This window comes from uncultured Bacteroides sp., from assembly GCF_905207245.1.
In the GTDB taxonomy this organism is placed as follows: domain Bacteria; phylum Bacteroidota; class Bacteroidia; order Bacteroidales; family Bacteroidaceae; genus Bacteroides.
Genome location: NZ_CAJLKP010000107.1, coordinates 1 through 15,344, shown reverse-complemented (window position 1 = coordinate 15,344; position 15,344 = coordinate 1). Strand labels below are relative to the sequence as shown.

The following is a 15,344-nucleotide window of genomic DNA, read 5'->3' as shown; positions in this document are numbered from 1 at the left end:
TTATATATAAATCAATAAAAAAATGGCTAAAGAAGTTGCTGGACTAATCAAATTACAGATTAAAGGAGGCGCGGCAAACCCATCACCCCCAGTAGGACCTGCTTTAGGTTCTAAGGGTATTAACATCATGGAGTTTTGCAAGCAATTCAACGCCAGAACCCAGGACAAAGCAGGAAAGATTCTTCCTGTGATTATCACTTACTACGCAGATAAGTCTTTCGATTTTGTAATCAAGACTCCTCCCGTTGCTATTCAATTACTTGAAGTAGCTAAGGTAAAGAGTGGTTCTGCTGAGCCTAACCGTAAGAAAGTTGCCGAGATTACTTGGGAACAGGTTCGTACGATTGCTCAGGACAAATTGGTGGACTTGAACTGTTTCACTGTAGAAGCTGCCATGACAATGGTTGCCGGTACAGCTAGAAGTATGGGTATCGCTGTAAAAGGGGAGTTCCCGGTTAATAACTAATAAACTTCAATTAGAATGGGTAAACTGACAAAAAAACAAAAGTTGGCTGCAGAGAAAATTGAAGCAGGGAAAGCATACTCACTGAAAGAAGCTGCATCTTTGGTAAAGGAAATCACTTATACCAAGTTTGATGCTTCATTGGATATCGACGTGCGTTTGGGCGTTGACCCGCGTAAGGCGAACCAGATGGTGAGAGGTGTTGTGTCACTTCCTCACGGTACTGGTAAAGTTGTACGCGTTTTGGTGCTTTGTACACCGGATGCTGAAGCTGCTGCAAAAGAAGCCGGAGCTGACTACGTTGGTCTTGACGAATATATTGAAAAGATCAAAGGTGGATGGACTGATGTGGATGTAATCATCACTATGCCGTCTATCATGGGTAAAATTGGTGCACTCGGTCGTGTGCTCGGTCCTCGTGGATTGATGCCTAACCCGAAGAGTGGTACTGTAACTATGGATGTTGCTAAAGCTGTAAAAGAAGTAAAACAAGGTAAGATCGACTTCAAAGTTGATAAGAGTGGTATTGTTCATACTTCTATCGGTAAAGTTTCATTTGGCGTTGATCAAATTCGCGACAATGCGAAAGAATTCATCTCTACTTTGAATAAATTGAAACCGACTGCAGCCAAGGGTACATATATTAAGAGTATTTATCTTTCTAGCACTATGAGTGCAGGTATCAAGATTGACCCGAAATCAATAGAAGAAATCTAATAAAACGGAGTAATAATGAGAAAGGAAGATAAAAGTACGATTATTGAGCAGATTGCTGCTACAGTAAAGGAATATAGTCACTTCTATTTGATTGATATCACTGCGATGAACGCTGCTGCTACAAGCGCGTTGAGAAGAGAATGTTTCAAATCTGACATCAAGTTGATGTTGATTAAGAATACATTGCTTCACAAAGCATTGGAAAGTCTGGAAGGAGATTATTCTCCGCTTTATGGTTGCTTGAAAGGTACTACAGCGATTATGTTCTGTAATACTGCTAACTTACCTGCTAAGTTGATCAAAGCAAAGGCTAAAGACGGCATTCCCGGACTGAAGGCTGCATATGCAGAAGAAAGCTTCTATGTTGGTGCTGACCAGTTGGATGCTCTCGTTAGTATCAAGAGTAAGAATGAAGTTATTGCCGATATCGTTGCTCTGTTGCAATCACCGGCCAAGAATGTTATTTCTGCTCTTCAATCAGGTGGAAACACCATTCACGGAGTTCTCAAAACTCTTGGTGAACGTACCGAAGCGTAAAAATGGGAAAGGTGTCACAGCCTTGGGAGTAATATCCCGAACAATTTTTTATAAACAAATAAGTATTTAAACAATTAAAATCATACAAAAATGGCAGATTTGAAAGCTTTTGCAGAACAATTAGTTAACTTGACAGTAAAAGAAGTTAATGAACTTGCAACTATCCTTAAAGAAGAATACGGTATTGAACCTGCTGCTGCAGCTGTAGCTGTTGCTGCTGGTCCTGCAGCTGGTGGTGCTGCTGCCGCTGAAGAAAAAACTTCTTTTGATGTAGTATTGAAGAGTGCTGGCTCAGCTAAACTTCAGGTTGTTAAAGCCGTGAAGGAAGCTTGTGGTCTTGGCTTGAAAGAAGCTAAGGACTTGGTAGACGGTGCTCCTAGCGTAGTTAAAGAAGGTTTGGCTAAAGACGAAGCAGAATCATTGAAGAAAACATTGGAAGAAGCTGGAGCTGAAGTTGAACTTAAATAACATTAGCCTGTATATCAGGTAATTCGGTTAAGAACCCTTCAGAAGAGGGTTCTTAACCTTTTTGTGTATATATTTAAAATTAAGTTCTACAAATCCATTAACAGATGTCTTCAAATACTGTAAACCAAAGAATTAATTTTGCTTCGACTAAAAATCCACTTGAATATCCGGATTTTTTGGAAGTACAATTGAAGTCATTCAAAGACTTTTTACAACTGGATACCCCACCCGAAAAGCGTAAGAACGAGGGACTGTATAAAGTATTTGCTGAAAACTTCCCCATTGCCGATACAAGAAACAATTTTGTTCTTGAGTTTTTGGACTACTATATTGATCCGCCGCGTTATACTATCGATGATTGTATAGAGCGAGGGCTTACTTATAGCGTGCCCCTGAAAGCAAAATTGAAATTATACTGTACAGATCCCGATCATGAGGATTTTGATACGGTTATTCAGGACGTATTCCTTGGTCCTATTCCTTATATGACGGATAAGGCGACTTTCGTCATCAATGGTGCGGAACGTGTTGTTGTATCTCAGCTCCACCGTTCTCCGGGCGTATTCTTCGGACAGAGCGTGCATGCTAATGGTACCAAACTTTATTCTGCCCGTATCATCCCGTTCAAAGGTTCTTGGATTGAGTTTGCTACTGATATTAACAATGTCATGTATGCGTACATTGACCGTAAGAAGAAGTTGCCCGTTACTACTTTGTTGAGAGCTATCGGTTTTGAAAATGATAAGGATATCCTTGAAATTTTCAATTTGGCCGAGGATATTAAAGTCAATAAGACTAATCTCAAGAGGGTATTGGGACGCAAGTTGGCGGCTCGTGTTTTGAAAACATGGATTGAGGATTTTGTAGACGAAGATACTGGTGAAGTTGTTTCTATCGAACGTAACGAAGTCGTTATTGACCGTGAAACAGTTATCGAACCGGAACATGTTGATATTATATTAGAGTCAGGCGTTCAGAATATTCTTGTTCACAAGGAAGAACCGAATCAGTCTGACTACTCTATCATATATAACACGCTTCAGAAAGACCCGAGTAACTCGGAGAAAGAAGCTGTACTGTACATCTATCGTCAGTTGCGTAATGCTGACCCTGCCGATGATGCCAGTGCACGTGAAGTCATCAATAACTTGTTCTTCTCTGAAAAGAGATATGACTTGGGTAATGTAGGTCGTTACAGAATCAATAAGAAGTTGAACCTGACGACTGATATGGATGTGCGTGTTCTAACAAAGGAAGATATTATTGAAATCATCAAGTATCTGATTGAGTTGATTAACTCAAAGGCTGATGTGGATGATATTGACCACTTGAGCAACCGTCGTGTGCGTACTGTAGGCGAGCAATTGTCTAATCAGTTTGCAGTAGGTTTGGCTCGTATGTCACGTACAATTCGTGAGCGTATGAATGTTCGTGACAATGAAGTGTTTACTCCGATTGACTTGATTAATGCAAAGACTATTTCTTCTGTAATCAATTCATTCTTCGGAACAAATGCTTTGTCTCAGTTTATGGACCAGACGAATCCGTTGGCTGAAATTACGCATAAGCGCCGTATGTCTGCCCTCGGTCCTGGTGGTTTGTCTCGTGAACGTGCCGGATTTGAGGTACGTGACGTTCACTATACTCACTATGGTCGTCTTTGTCCGATTGAAACACCGGAAGGTCCGAACATCGGTTTGATTTCTTCTTTGTGTGTGTTTGCTAAGATTAATGTGCTTGGTTTCATCGAAACTCCGTATCGTAAAGTTGAAAACGGTAGAGTAGATCTTTCTGATGAAGGTTTGGCATATTTGACTGCGGAAGAAGAAGAAGCTAAGATTATTGCTCAGGGTAATGCACCATTGAATGATGATGGTACTTTTATCCGCGATAAAGTAAAAGCTCGTCAGGATGCTGACTATCCGGTGGTAACTCCGGATGAAGTAGAATTGATGGACGTTTCTCCTCAGCAGATTGCTTCAATCGCTGCATCTTTGATTCCGTTTCTGGAACATGATGATGCAAACCGTGCGTTGATGGGATCGAACATGATGCGCCAGGCAGTTCCTTTGTTGAAGAGTGAAGCTCCGATTGTAGGTACAGGTATCGAACGTCAGTTGGTTCGCGACTCCCGTACGCAAATCACGGCTGAAGGTGATGGTGTAATCGAATTTGTTGATGCTACCGCTATCCGCATATTGTATGATCGTACGGAAGATGAAGAGTTTGTAAGCTTCGAACCGGCATTGAAGGAATATCGTATTCCGAAGTGGCGTCGTACGAACCAGAATATGACGATTGACCTTCGTCCTATTTGTGAAATTGGTCAGCGTGTGACGAAAGGTCAGATTTTGACTGAAGGTTACTCTACGGAAAAAGGTGAATTGGCTTTGGGTAAAAACCTGCTGGTAGCTTACATGCCGTGGAAGGGTTATAACTATGAGGACGCTATCGTATTGAACGAACGTGTGGTTCGTGAAGATATATTGACTTCTATCCATGTAGAAGAATATTCATTGGAGGTTCGCGAAACGAAGCGTGGTATGGAGGAATTGACTTCCGATATTCCGAACGTGAGTGAAGAGGCTACCAAAGATTTGGATGAAAACGGTATTGTGCGTGTGGGTGCTCGCATCCAGCCGGGTGATATTTTGATTGGTAAGATTACGCCGAAGGGTGAGTCAGATCCATCACCGGAAGAGAAATTACTTCGTGCTATCTTTGGTGACAAGGCAGGAGATGTGAAAGATGCTTCTCTGAAAGCCTCTCCTTCTTTGAAGGGTGTGGTTATTGACAAGCGTTTGTTCTCACGTGTAATCAAGAGCCGTAGCTCCAAGTTGGCGGACAAGGCTTTGTTGCCGAAGATTGATGATGAGTTCGATGCAAAGGTTGCTGATTTGAGAGGTATTTTGATCAGAAAACTGTTGAAGTTGACGGAAAATTATGTATCCGAAGGTGTAAAGGATTATATGGGTGCTGAGGTTATCTCAAAAGGTGCTAAATTCTCTCCTTCTGATTTCGGTGATTTGGACTTTACTTCAATCCAGTTGAGTAACTGGACGAGTGATGCCCGCATCAACGGTATGATTCGCGACCTGGTGATGAACTTCATCAAGAAATATAAAGAACTGGATGCTGAACTGAAACGTAAGAAGTTTGCTATCACTATTGGTGATGAACTTCCTGCAGGTATTATTCAGATGGCAAAAGTTTACATTGCTAAGAAACGTAAGATTGGTGTAGGTGATAAGATGGCAGGTCGCCACGGTAACAAGGGTATCGTTTCCCGTGTTGTTCGTCAGGAAGATATGCCGTTCCTCGCTGATGGTACTCCGGTAGATATCGTATTGAATCCGTTGGGTGTGCCTTCTCGTATGAACATCGGTCAGATATTCGAGGCTGTCTTGGGTAGTGCTGGTAGAAAGTTGGGTGTGAAGTTTGCTACTCCTATCTTTGATGGTGCTACATTGGATAACTTGAACGAGTGGACTGACAAGGCTGGTTTGCCACGTTATGGTAAGACTAAGTTGTATGATGGTGGTACGGGTGAACCGTTTGACCAACATGCCACGGTGGGTGTTACTTATATGTTGAAGTTGGGTCATATGGTTGAGGATAAGATGCACGCACGTTCTATCGGTCCGTACTCTCTGATTACTCAGCAGCCGTTAGGCGGTAAGGCACAATTTGGTGGTCAGCGTTTCGGAGAAATGGAGGTTTGGGCGCTTGAAGCATTTGGTGCTGCGCACATTCTACAGGAAATCCTGACTATCAAGTCCGATGACGTTGTTGGCCGTTCTAAAGCTTATGAAGCAATTGTGAAGGGTGAACCCATGCCGCAACCCGGTATTCCGGAATCACTCAATGTATTACTGCATGAGTTGAGAGGTTTGGGCCTTAGCATCAACCTGGAATAAATTGAAAAAATTGAGAATTGAGAACTATTATTTTTTTAGTTCTCAATCCTTATTTTCTCAACATTCATTTTTTAATTTTCAATTCTCAATTAATATAAAAGTATGGCTTTTAGAAAAGATAACAAGATAAAGAGTAATTTCTCGAAGATCTCTATTGGTTTGGCTTCCCCGGAAGAAATTCTTGAGAATTCGAGTGGTGAAGTTTTAAAGCCTGAAACCATCAACTATCGTACGTATAAGCCTGAACGTGACGGTTTGTTCTGTGAGCGTATTTTTGGTCCGATCAAGGACTACGAATGCCATTGCGGTAAATACAAACGTATCCGTTATAAAGGTATCGTTTGCGACCGTTGTGGTGTAGAAGTGACTGAGAAGAAAGTACGTCGTGAGCGTATGGGACACATCCAGTTGGTAGTGCCGGTAGCTCACATCTGGTATTTCCGTTCACTTCCTAATAAGATCGGTTATTTGCTGGGTTTGCCTACAAAGAAACTTGATTCTATTATTTATTATGAGCGCTATGTAGTAATTCAGGCCGGTGTGATGTCGGGTGAGATTGCTGAGTATGATTTGCTCTCAGAAGAAGAATATCTGGACTTGATGGAAAAACTGCCGAAAGACAATCAGTTCCTGGAAGATTCAGATCCTAATAAATTTATAGCCAGAATGGGTGCGGAAGCTATTTATGACTTGTTGGCCCGTCTGGACTTGGATGCATTGTCTTATGAATTGCGTCACCGTGCAGGTAACGACGCTTCTCAACAACGTAAGAATGAAGCTTTGAAGCGTCTTCAGGTTGTTGAATCATTCCGTGCATCTCGCGGACGTAATAAGCCGGAATGGATGATTGTACGTATTGTACCGGTTATTCCGCCCGAACTTCGTCCGTTGGTTCCGTTGGATGGTGGCCGTTTTGCTACATCTGACTTGAATGACCTTTATCGTCGTGTGATTATTCGTAACAACCGTCTGAAAAGATTGATTGAGATTAAAGCTCCTGAAGTGATTTTACGTAATGAAAAGCGTATGTTGCAGGAGGCTGTCGACTCATTGTTCGATAACTCACGTAAATCCAGCGCAGTAAAAACGGATGCTAACCGTCCTCTGAAGTCTCTTTCTGACAGTTTGAAAGGTAAACAAGGCCGTTTCCGTCAAAACTTGTTGGGTAAACGTGTTGACTACTCTGCGCGTTCGGTAATTGTTGTTGGTCCGGAATTGAAAATGGGTGAGTGTGGTATTCCTAAATTGATGGCAGCCGAATTGTACAAACCGTTTATTATACGTAAGTTGATAGAACGCGGTATTGTGAAGACAGTGAAGAGTGCCAAGAAGATTGTAGACCGCAAGGAAGCTGTTATCTGGGATATTCTGGAACACGTAATGAAAGGTCATCCGGTATTATTGAACCGTGCGCCGACATTGCACCGCTTGGGTATCCAGGCATTCCAGCCTAAAATGATTGAAGGAAAAGCTATCCAGTTGCACCCGTTGGCATGTACGGCTTTCAATGCCGACTTCGACGGTGACCAGATGGCTGTTCACTTGCCTTTGAGTCATGAAGCTGTTCTGGAAGCTCAAATGTTGATGCTTCAATCTCATAATATCCTCAATCCTGCTAATGGTGCGCCTATCACTGTGCCTTCTCAGGATATGGTACTCGGTTTGTATTATATCACGAAGTTGCGTAAGGGGGCTAAGGGTGAAGGATTGATATTCTATGGTCCGGAAGAAGCTTTGATTGCATACAATGAAGGAAAGGTAGATATTCATGCTCCGATTAGTGTTGTTGTGAAGGATGTTGATGAGAATGGCAATGTCGTTGATAAAATGATGCACGACACTTCAATAGGACGTGTAATCGTTAATGAGATTGTTCCTCCTGAAGCAGGTTATATCAATACTATTATCTCTAAGAAATCACTCCGTGATATCATTAGTGATGTTATCAAAGTATGTGGTGTGGCAAAAGCTGCTGACTTCCTTGATGGTATCAAGAACTTGGGTTATCAGATGGCCTTTAAAGGTGGTTTGTCGTTCAACTTGGGTGATATTATCATTCCGGAACAGAAAGAAACGTTGGTACAGAAAGGTTATGATGAAGTTGAGCAAGTTATCAACAACTATAATATGGGTTTCATTACCAACAACGAACGTTATAATCAGGTAATTGATATCTGGACACATGTTAACTCTGAGTTGTCTAACATTTTGATGAAGACTATTTCGAGTGATGACCAAGGTTTCAACTCTGTATATATGATGTTGGATTCTGGTGCCCGTGGTTCTAAAGAACAGATTCGCCAGTTGTCCGGTATGCGTGGTTTGATGGCAAAACCGCAGAAGGCAGGTGCAGAGGGTGGCCAGATTATTGAAAACCCAATTCTTTCGAACTTTAAAGAAGGACTTTCGGTGTTAGAGTACTTTATCTCTACCCACGGTGCTCGTAAAGGTTTGGCGGATACGGCATTGAAAACGGCTGATGCCGGATACTTGACGCGTCGTCTGGTAGACGTTTCTCATGATGTGATTATTAATGAAGAAGACTGCGGTACGCTCCGTGGATTGGTTTGTACAGACTTGAAGAATAACGATGAAGTTATTGCTACGTTGTACGAACGTATTCTTGGTCGTGTATCCGTACATGATATTGTACATCCAACAACCGGTGAATTGCTGGTTGCCGGTGGTGAAGAAATAACAGAAGAAGTAGCTAAGAAGATTCAGGATTCTCCGATTGAAAGTGTTGAGATACGTTCGGTATTGACTTGTGAATCGAAGAAGGGTGTTTGTGCGAAATGTTATGGACGTAACCTTGCAACAAGTCAGATGGTTCAGAAAGGTGAAGCTGTTGGTGTTATCGCTGCACAGTCTATCGGTGAGCCGGGTACACAGTTGACATTGCGTACATTCCATGCCGGTGGTACGGCTGCCAATATTGCAGCCAATGCGAGTATTGTAGCTAAGAACCCAGCCCGTCTGGAATTTGAAGAACTTCGTACGGTGGATGTTGTCGATGAAGCTGGTGAGCCTGCAAAAGTTGTGGTTGGCCGTTTGGCTGAGGTACGTTTTGTGGATGTAAATACCGGTATCGTTCTTTCTACTCATAACGTGCCTTATGGTTCTACTCTCTATGCTGCTGATGGTGAGGTAGTAGAAAAGGGTAAGATGATTGCCCGTTGGGACCCGTTTAATGCTGTTATTATAACGGAAGCTACTGGTAAGATTGAGTTTGAGGGCGTTATTGAGAACGTTACTTATAAAGTAGAATCTGATGAGTCTACCGGTCTGCGTGAAATCATCATCATTGAGTCTAAGGATAAGACGAAAGTTCCGATGGCTCATATTATGACAGAAGACGGTGATCTTATTCGTACATATAACCTTCCTGTGGGTGGCCACGTAGTGGTAGAAAACAAACAAAAGGTAAAAGGTGGTGAAGTTATCGTGAAAATACCTCGTGCAGTTGGTAAGGCTGGTGATATCACGGGTGGTCTTCCGCGTGTAACTGAATTGTTTGAAGCTCGTAACCCGTCTAATCCTGCTGTCGTTTCTGAAATTGATGGTGAGGTTACAATGGGTAAGGTGAAGCGTGGTAACCGCGAAATCGTTGTTACTTCAAAGACTGGTGAAGTGAAGAAGTACCTGGTGCCGTTGTCAAAACAGATTCTGGTACAGGAAAACGACTATGTACGTGCCGGTACTCCGTTGTCCGATGGCGCTACTACTCCTGCAGATATTCTTGCTATTAAAGGTCCTACGGCCGTGCAGGAATATATTGTGAACGAAGTACAGGATGTATATCGTCTGCAAGGTGTGAAAATTAATGATAAGCATTTTGAGATCATAGTTCGTCAGATGATGCGTAAAGTTGAAATCGATGAGCCAGGTGATACTCGCTTCCTGGAACAACAGGTTGTGGATAAGCTGGATTTCATGGAAGAAAATGATCGTATCTGGGGTAAGAAGGTTGTCGTTGATGCTGGTGATTCTCAAAATATGCAACCGGGACAGATTGTTACTGCCCGTAAGCTGCGTGATGAGAATAGTATGTTGAAACGTCGTGATTTGAAGCCTGTTGAAGTACGTGATGCTGTTCCTGCAACTTCTACTCAAATTCTTCAGGGTATTACTCGTGCCGCTCTGCAAACTTCAAGCTTTATGTCTGCTGCTTCATTCCAGGAGACTACTAAGGTATTGAATGAAGCTGCTATCAACGGTAAAGTGGACAAGTTGGAAGGTATGAAGGAAAACGTTATCTGTGGTCACTTAATACCTGCCGGTACCGGTCAGCGTGAATTTGAAAAGATTATTGTTGGCTCCAAAGAAGAGTATGACCGTATCCTGGCAAATAAGAAGACGGTACTGGATTACAATTCAATGGATGTTGAAGAATAAAATGTAATAAATACAATCAGTTGATTAAATAGAAGAGGGGAGATGTCTTTTTATAGGATGTCTCTCCTTTTGTTTTTGGAATAAAATATTATTCTTACCTTTGAATATTCAAAAGTTTAATCTATAGAAAGAAAATGGAAAACAAGGAAATGAATAATCAGTTACAAATAGAGCTGAAGGAAGATGTTGCACAAGGAACGTATGCAAACTTAGCTGTTATCACACATTCTAGTTCTGAATTTATTGTAGACTTTGTACGTGTAATGCCGGGAATGCCTAAGGCTGGCGTGAAATCCCGTATTGTACTGGCTCCGGAGCATGCAAAGAGATTATTGCGTGCTTTGGAAGAAAATATAGGTAAATATGAACGTACATTCGGACCTATCCGGTTGCTGGATGAACAATCAATTCCGCCTATGACGAATCTCAAAGGGGAGGCATAAAAACAAAAAAAAACTTGTAGTGCATTGATTATTCAAATATTATTCGTATTTTTGCAGCCCAAAAGTGTATAGCTACGAAATTAATATAACAATAATATATAATTAAAAACAATTAAAATGCCTACAATTCAGCAATTAGTAAGAAAAGGACGCGAGGTGTTGGTGGAGAAAAGTAAGTCACCGGCTCTTGATTCATGTCCTCAAAGACGTGGCGTTTGCGTGAGAGTGTATACAACCACTCCGAAAAAACCGAATTCTGCAATGCGTAAAGTTGCACGTGTACGTTTGACCAATGGTAAAGAGGTGAACTCTTATATCCCGGGAGAAGGACACAACTTGCAGGAACACTCTATCGTATTAGTACGCGGTGGTCGTGTGAAAGACCTTCCGGGTGTACGTTATCACATCGTTCGTGGAACATTGGATACTGCAGGCGTTGCAGGTCGTACTCAAAGACGTTCCAAATATGGATCTAAACGTCCGAAACCGGGACAACAGGCTGCACCGGCTAAGAAAAAATAATTAAGTAGCCTTATACTGTAAACAGTTAAATTAAAAGTAATAACTTACGTTTTAGTTTATTGGAAATGCTAAAGGTTGAGTAAATTCTCCGGAGGGGGAGTTGAAGAAGTCAAGAAGTAAACAACCAAGAACGAAAACATTATTCTTTCAAACAAATGAGAAAAGCAAAACCAAAAAAACGCGTTATCCTGCCGGATCCCGTGTTTAATGATCAAAAGGTTTCAAAATTCGTAAACCATCTGATGTATGACGGAAAGAAGAATACCTCTTATGAAATCTTCTACGCCGCTTTGGAAACAGTAAAAGCAAAACTTCCTAACGAAGAAAAGTCTGCCCTTGAAATTTGGAAAAAGGCACTGGATAATGTAACTCCGCAAGTTGAGGTTAAGTCCCGCCGTGTAGGTGGTGCAACATTCCAGGTTCCGACTGAAATCCGTCCGGATCGTAAAGAATCAGTTTCTATGAAGAACTTGATTATTTTTGCTCGTAAACGTGGTGGTAAATCAATGGCTGATAAATTGGCTGCTGAGATCATGGATGCATACAATGAACAAGGTGGCGCTTTCAAACGTAAAGAAGATATGCATAGAATGGCTGAAGCTAATCGTGCATTTGCTCATTTTAGATTCTAATACTATAAGAATAACCGATAGATTAAAAACTTAAAGTAAAAGGAATTAAAAAATGGCTAAGCAAGATTTACATTTGACGCGTAATATTGGTATCATGGCTCACATCGATGCCGGAAAAACAACAACTTCTGAACGCATCCTGTTTTATACGGGTTTGACTCATAAAATTGGAGAAGTGCACGATGGTGCTGCTACAATGGACTGGATGGCGCAGGAGCAGGAGCGTGGTATCACTATCACTTCTGCCGCTACTACGACTCGTTGGAAATATGCAGGTGATACTTATAAAATCAACTTGATTGATACTCCGGGACACGTTGACTTTACTGCTGAAGTAGAGCGCTCATTACGTATCTTGGATGGTGCTGTTGCTGCATACTGTGCAGTTGGTGGCGTTGAACCGCAGTCTGAAACTGTGTGGCGTCAGGCTGACAAGTATAATGTGCCTCGTATCGCTTATGTGAACAAAATGGACCGTTCTGGTGCTGACTTTTTTGAAGTAGTTCGCCAGATGAAGGCTGTTTTGGGAGCTAATCCGTGTCCGATCGTTATTCCTATTGGTGCTGAAGAATCTTTTAAAGGTTTGGTAGACCTTATCAAGATGAAAGCTATCTACTGGCATGATGAGACTATGGGTGCTGACTACACAGTAGAGGAAATCCCTGCTAATTTGGTTGAAGAAGCCAATGAATGGAGAGATAAAATGCTTGAAAAAGTGGCAGAATTTGACGATGCTTTGATGGAGAAATATTTCGACGATCCTTCTACTATTACAGAAGAAGAAGTGCTGAGGGCTCTCCGTAATGCAACTGTACAGATGGCTGTCGTTCCTATGTTGTGTGGCTCTTCATTTAAGAATAAGGGCGTACAGACACTGTTGGATTATGTTTGTGCATTTTTACCGTCTCCTCTGGATACAGAAAACGTAATTGGTACAAACCCTGAAACGGGTGCTGAAGAAGACCGTAAGCCTAGTGATGACGAAAAGACTTCTGCTTTGGCGTTTAAGATTGCTACTGATCCGTATGTAGGACGTTTGACTTTCTTCCGTGTTTACTCTGGTAAGATTGAAGCTGGTTCTTATATCTATAATTCTCGTTCTGGTAAAAAAGAACGTGTGTCTCGTTTATTCCAGATGCATTCTAATAAGCAGAATCCGGTAGAAGTTATTGGTGCTGGTGATATTGGTGCTGGTGTTGGATTTAAGGACATTCACACGGGTGACACATTATGTGATGAGACTGCACCGATTGTATTGGAATCTATGGACTTCCCGGAACCGGTTATTGGTATCGCAGTAGAACCGAAGACTCAAAAAGATATGGATAAACTGTCTAACGGTTTGGCAAAATTGGCTGAAGAGGATCCGACGTTTACAGTAAAAACTGATGAACAGACTGGTCAGACGGTTATCTCAGGTATGGGTGAACTTCATTTGGATATTATCATTGACCGTTTGAAACGTGAGTTTAAGGTAGAGTGTAATCAAGGTAAACCTCAGGTTAACTACAAAGAGGCTATTACGAAAACCGTTAACTTGCGTGAGGTTTATAAAAAGCAGTCTGGTGGACGTGGTAAGTTTGCTGATATCATTGTAAATATTGGTCCGGCAGATGATGATTTTACTCAAGGTGGTCTGCAGTTTGTTGATGAAGTGAAGGGTGGTAATATTCCTAAGGAATTTATTCCATCTGTACAAAAGGGTTTCATAACTGCTATGAAGAATGGTGTGTTGGCTGGTTATCCTTTGGATTCACTGAAAGTTACATTGCTTGATGGTTCTTTCCACCCGGTTGACTCTGACCAGTTGTCGTTTGAAATTTGTGCTATTCAAGCATATAAGAGTGCTTGTGCTAAAGCAGGTCCTGTACTTATGGAGCCTATCATGAAACTGGAAGTTGTAACTCCGGAAGAAAATATGGGTGATGTGATTGGTGACTTGAATAAGCGTCGTGGTCAGGTAGAAGGTATGGAGTCCAGCCGTTCAGGTGCTCGTATCGTGAAAGCTATGGTTCCGTTGGCAGAAATGTTCGGATATGTAACAGCTTTGCGTACTATTACTTCTGGTCGTGCTACTTCATCAATGGTGTACTCTCATCACGCTCAACTTTCTAACTCTATTGCTAAGGCAGTATTGGAAGAAGTGAAAGGTCGTGCTGATTTGATCTAAAAACATTTAAAATCCGTAGGCTAGCGAATGACTCTTAGCCTACGGAATTTTATCTTATTATAACTTTTAATAATTAATAAAACTAATGAGTCAGAAAATTAGAATTAAATTGAAATCTTACGACCACAACTTGGTTGACAAGTCTGCTGAGAAGATTGTAAGAACGGTGAAGGCAACGGGCGCCATCGTTAGCGGTCCGATTCCTCTCCCTACGCACAAGCGTATCTTTACCGTGAACCGTTCGACTTTTGTTAATAAGAAGTCACGTGAACAGTTTGAACTCTCTTCTTATAAGAGATTGATCGACATCTATAGCTCAACTGCTAAGACTGTAGACGCTCTGATGAAGTTGGAGTTACCGAGTGGTGTGGAAGTAGAAATCAAAGTTTAGTATTTTAAATTTTAAGTGAAATGCCAGGATTATTAGGAAAAAAAATCGGAATGACATCCGTTTTCAGTGCCGAGGGTAAGAATGTACCATGCACTGTTATCGAAGCAGGTCCTTGTGTTGTTACTCAAGTTAAGACTGTAGAGAAAGATGGCTATGCAGCTGTTCAGTTGGGCTTCCAGGAAAAAAAGGAGAAGCATACGACGAAACCGTTGATGGGCCACTTTAAGAAAGCTGGAGTAACACCCAAGAAACACTTGGCTGAGTTCAAAGAATTTGAAACAGAGTTGAATCTGGGTGATGCTGTTACTGTAGAGTTGTTTAATGACGCAACGTTTGTTGATGTTATCGGAACTTCTAAGGGTAAGGGTTTTCAAGGTGTAGTTAAAAGACATGGTTTTGGTGGTGTAGGTCAGGCTACTCATGGTCAGCACAATCGTGCCCGTAAGCCGGGTTCTATCGGTGCTTGTTCATACCCTGCAAAAGTATTCAAAGGAATGCGCATGGGTGGCCAGCTTGGTGGCGACAGAGTGACTATTCAAAACTTACAGGTATTAAAGGTTCTTCCGGATCACAACCTTCTTTTGATTAAGGGTTCTGTTCCAGGTTGCAAAGGTTCAATCGTAATAATTGAGAAATAATGGAAGTTAACGTATATAACATTAAAGGTGAAGACACTGGGAGAAAGATTA

12 protein-coding genes are annotated in these 15,344 nt (G+C 41.7%); all 12 read left to right on the top strand.

Translation table 11 applies throughout. From position 1 onward, the window contains the following. Nucleotides 1-22 precede the first annotated feature (22 nt). The 12 genes from rplK (at nucleotide 23) to rplC (ending at nucleotide 15,293) form a co-directional block, all read left to right on the top strand. Nucleotides 23-466: a 50S ribosomal protein L11 gene (gene rplK, locus QZ135_RS22305; protein ID WP_118421707.1), complete on the top strand. Its 444-nt coding sequence runs from the start codon at nucleotides 23-25 to the stop codon at nucleotides 464-466. A gap of 15 nt (nucleotides 467-481) precedes the next feature. Continuing rightward, nucleotides 482-1,180 (top strand): 50S ribosomal protein L1, encoded by a 699-nt coding sequence (gene rplA / locus QZ135_RS22300; protein WP_294614748.1) that lies wholly within the window; start codon nucleotides 482-484, stop codon nucleotides 1,178-1,180. A 15-nt stretch (nucleotides 1,181-1,195) separates the two neighbouring features. Next, entirely contained in the window at nucleotides 1,196-1,717 is a 522-nt protein-coding gene (rplJ, locus tag QZ135_RS22295; RefSeq protein ID WP_294614745.1) for a 50S ribosomal protein L10, read from the top strand. A 90-nt stretch (nucleotides 1,718-1,807) separates the two neighbouring features. Continuing rightward, on the top strand, nucleotides 1,808-2,185 hold the full coding sequence (gene rplL / locus QZ135_RS22290; protein ID WP_007212059.1) for a 50S ribosomal protein L7/L12: 378 nt from the start codon (nucleotides 1,808-1,810) through the stop codon (nucleotides 2,183-2,185). Between the two features lie 104 nt (nucleotides 2,186-2,289). Continuing rightward, a complete protein-coding gene (gene rpoB / locus QZ135_RS22285) occupies nucleotides 2,290-6,102 on the top strand; it encodes a DNA-directed RNA polymerase subunit beta (RefSeq protein WP_294614741.1) in 3,813 nt (1,270 codons plus the stop codon). 102 nt (nucleotides 6,103-6,204) lie between these two features. Continuing rightward, nucleotides 6,205-10,497: a DNA-directed RNA polymerase subunit beta' gene (rpoC, locus tag QZ135_RS22280; RefSeq protein ID WP_294614739.1), complete on the top strand. Its 4,293-nt coding sequence runs from the start codon at nucleotides 6,205-6,207 to the stop codon at nucleotides 10,495-10,497. Between the two features lie 134 nt (nucleotides 10,498-10,631). Next, the gene (locus QZ135_RS22275) at nucleotides 10,632-10,940 is read left to right on the top strand and encodes a DUF3467 domain-containing protein (RefSeq protein WP_294614737.1); all 309 of its coding nucleotides are present in this window, start codon (nucleotides 10,632-10,634) and stop codon (nucleotides 10,938-10,940) included. A 117-nt stretch (nucleotides 10,941-11,057) separates the two neighbouring features. Next, on the top strand, nucleotides 11,058-11,462 hold the full coding sequence (gene rpsL / locus QZ135_RS22270) for a 30S ribosomal protein S12 (protein ID WP_009132588.1): 405 nt from the start codon (nucleotides 11,058-11,060) through the stop codon (nucleotides 11,460-11,462). Nucleotides 11,463-11,617: 155 nt separating this feature from the next. Beyond that, on the top strand, nucleotides 11,618-12,094 hold the full coding sequence (rpsG, locus tag QZ135_RS22265) for a 30S ribosomal protein S7 (RefSeq protein WP_025834058.1): 477 nt from the start codon (nucleotides 11,618-11,620) through the stop codon (nucleotides 12,092-12,094). A gap of 52 nt (nucleotides 12,095-12,146) precedes the next feature. Further along, the gene (fusA, locus tag QZ135_RS22260) at nucleotides 12,147-14,264 is read left to right on the top strand and encodes an elongation factor G (protein WP_294614733.1); all 2,118 of its coding nucleotides are present in this window, start codon (nucleotides 12,147-12,149) and stop codon (nucleotides 14,262-14,264) included. An 85-nt stretch (nucleotides 14,265-14,349) separates the two neighbouring features. Beyond that, entirely contained in the window at nucleotides 14,350-14,655 is a 306-nt protein-coding gene (rpsJ, locus tag QZ135_RS22255) for a 30S ribosomal protein S10 (RefSeq protein WP_002558075.1), read from the top strand. 20 nt (nucleotides 14,656-14,675) lie between these two features. After that, nucleotides 14,676-15,293 (top strand): 50S ribosomal protein L3, encoded by a 618-nt coding sequence (gene rplC, locus QZ135_RS22250; protein WP_294614731.1) that lies wholly within the window; start codon nucleotides 14,676-14,678, stop codon nucleotides 15,291-15,293. Nucleotides 15,294-15,344: the final 51 nt, after the last annotated feature.